Raw genomic sequence first — 2,557 nt, forward strand, 5'->3', positions numbered from 1 at the left:
GTTTTCGGTCCAATCGAGATTGCGAATTCGAACTCGCAAGACCGTACTGGTTTCGCCGTGGATCCGATGCCCCGTTGCTGTCCGTCTTCCGACAGTCCGCGGCCCGGGGCTGCGGTCACCCGGCCGCCATGCGGATCAGGGCGTTGCCGCCCAGCAGCAGCACGTCCGCCCCGGCGATGAACGCCATGCCGGTGCGCAGCCGGCGCTCCCCGCGCTCCGCATCGGTCGCCCGGAAGCCCTGCACCACGCTGATCAGCCCGGCCACCACCAGCGGCACACCCCCGATCAGCAGCAGGCCGACCGACCGGGGCGTGTTGTCCCGGGCCACCAGCAGGGCGATCATCGTTACCGGGACGATGCCGAACAAGACTGCGGCGATGCCCGCGTACCACTTCAGCTGCTGCGACGTCTGCACCCGCCGATCCTAGACAAGCTCAGGCATGGGCAACGCCCGCGATCTGGGTGTTGAAGGTGATGAAGGGGGAGTGCAGCCGGTACGGCTCGATCTCGACCCGCGCGAACCCGGCGGCACGCAGCAGGCCGGCCAGGTCCCGCTCGCACGAGCACCCTTCGAAGGTCCAGGCCCACGGCCGGCGCAACGCTCGCTGGAGAGCGCGGGTGGGGCTGCCGGCCGGGGCGACGACGTGTTCCACGAAGCGGAAGGTGCCGCCGGGACGCAGGATGCGGCGGACCTCCGTCAGAACCTGGGCGGGATCGGTCACCGTGCACAGCACGAGCGAGGAGATGACGCCGTCGGCGCTCCCGGCGGGAAGGCCGGTGTCCTCGGCGAGACGGTCGCGAAGGTCGAGGTGTACGCCGCGGCGCTCGGCAGCGGCCCGTAGCCGCCGGTGCATGGGGAGGTTCGGTTCGATGGCGATCAGGGTCGATCCCGGTCGCAGGTAGCGGAGGTTGGCACCCACCCCGGAGCCGAGCTCGACGACCGTCCGGGGCAGGTCGGCGAACACGCGCTGCTTGTGCCGGCGCACGTTCCATTCGATGTACGGGCCCATCATGCTGAAGAACGCGGCGTTGAAGGGCCCGCGCGCCCGGTGCAGCTCGAAGGCCGTGATGTTGTCGGTCACCCATTGAGCGTGCGCCGGTCCGGCCGCCGGGACAGGCGTGGAACTACCCCACATTCACTGCTCGACATCACTGCGCGCTGTACCAGGCGGCGATCTGGGCGCGGGAGCGGAAACCCAGGCGCAGGCGGATCCGTTCGACGTGCCCCTCGGCCGAGCGCTCGTCGATCCCCAGCCGGGTCGCGATCTCGCGGTTCGTGCACCCTTGGCTCACCAGGGCCGCCACCTCGCGCTGGCGCGCGGTCAACCCGTCCGAGCGGCGCCGTGCGAGGGGCAGGCCGAGGAACCGGCGGACCACGCGCACCAGCGCGTCGGCGTCCCCCGCGTACGGGAGGTGCGACCGGCCGGGCAGCAGCTCCAGCCGGGCACCGTCGATGCCGGCGGCGAGCGCTTCGGCCTGCGCCACCGGTGCCGCGCGGTCGCCGGTGCGATGCACCACCAGCGTGGGCGCCCGCACCCGGCCGAGGAGGTCGCTGACGTCGAGCTCGTAGCTGAGCGCCAGCAGCGCCCGCGCGGTCGCGGCGCTCGAGCACGCGCGCTGATAGCGGGCGATCTCGGCACGTGACGAGCGGTCGGCGTCGGGCGCGAAGATGTCGGTCAGCACGTCCGAGCCCAGCCCCCAGTGCGACTCGACCAGGCCCAGGACATGCTCGCGGACACCCGGCGGGGAGAGGTCGCCGCCCCGCACCCAGCCGCCGTAGAGCACCAGCCGCCGAACGGTGCCGGGGTGAGCCGCCGCCCACGCCACGGCCACCGGGGCGCCCATCGACGTGCCCATCAGGTCGAACGGCTCACCGAGGACCGCTGCGACCGCGGCCAGCTGCTCGAGCTCGAACTCCATCGACGGTGGGCGGTCGACGGCCGCCGACAGCCCGGACCCGGCGCGGTCGTAGCGCACGAGCCGGCCACCGCGGGCCAGCGCCTCGTAGAGCCTCCGCTCGGCCGGCATCTCCCAGCTCAGTTCGAGGTGGGTGAGCCAGCCCATCACGTAGACCAGCGGCCGGCCCGCACCGGCCGAGGCGTACGCCACGACGGTGCCGTCGGCCAGCACCACCCGGTCCACCTGCTGTTTCACCACCCGATTGTCGCTCACCCCACCCGAGCGGTTCCGTCGCCTTTGTGCTGTAGTGCTGGTGACGGCGGTCAACCGGGAGACCGGCTCCCGATGCCGGTCCGGTCCGCCGCTGAGACCACTCGGGAGGGGATGCGCCATGGCTGACCGGATCGCCGACCCCTGGGGCGAGCGGACACCCTACGGACCGGGCGACAGCTGGCCCGCCCGCGTCGACATGCACCTGGCGGACGGGCTGCGGGAGGCGGACGTCGACCGCTGGGTGCAGTCCGCGTCGATCCTGCACTCGAACGGCGACGCGATGGACATCGCGGTCAAGGACCGGCGCATCGTGGGGGTCCGCGGCCGGCCCGGCGACCGGGTCAACCGTGGCCGGCTCGGGCCCAAGGACCTGTACGGCTGGCAG

General features: G+C 72.5%; 3 protein-coding genes and 1 pseudogene. 1 reads left to right on the forward strand and 3 read right to left on the reverse strand.

The genetic code is table 11. The features are described 5' to 3' along the window. Positions 1-115: 115 nt before the first annotated feature. The 3 genes from AB0M20_RS37625 to AB0M20_RS37635 all read right to left on the reverse strand — a co-directional run bounded on the left by AB0M20_RS37625 (position 116) and on the right by AB0M20_RS37635 (position 2,154). A complete protein-coding gene (locus AB0M20_RS37625; RefSeq protein WP_364305585.1) occupies positions 116-415 on the reverse strand; it encodes a hypothetical protein in 300 nt (99 codons plus the stop codon). A gap of 19 nt (positions 416-434) precedes the next feature. Further along, the gene (locus tag AB0M20_RS37630; RefSeq protein ID WP_364305588.1) at positions 435-1,082 is read right to left on the reverse strand and encodes a methyltransferase domain-containing protein; all 648 of its coding nucleotides are present in this window, start codon (positions 1,080-1,082) and stop codon (positions 435-437) included. Between the two features lie 67 nt (positions 1,083-1,149). Next, positions 1,150-2,154 (reverse strand): alpha/beta fold hydrolase, encoded by a 1,005-nt coding sequence (locus AB0M20_RS37635; RefSeq protein ID WP_364305590.1) that lies wholly within the window; start codon positions 2,152-2,154, stop codon positions 1,150-1,152. 136 nt (positions 2,155-2,290) lie between these two features. Here AB0M20_RS37635 and AB0M20_RS37640 point away from each other — a divergent pair. Next, positions 2,291-2,557 (forward strand): annotated as a pseudogene (locus AB0M20_RS37640) (nitrate reductase); the annotation flags it as partial.

The organism is Actinoplanes sp. NPDC051633 (assembly GCF_040681735.1).
Taxonomy (GTDB): Bacteria; Actinomycetota; Actinomycetes; order Mycobacteriales; family Micromonosporaceae; genus Actinoplanes.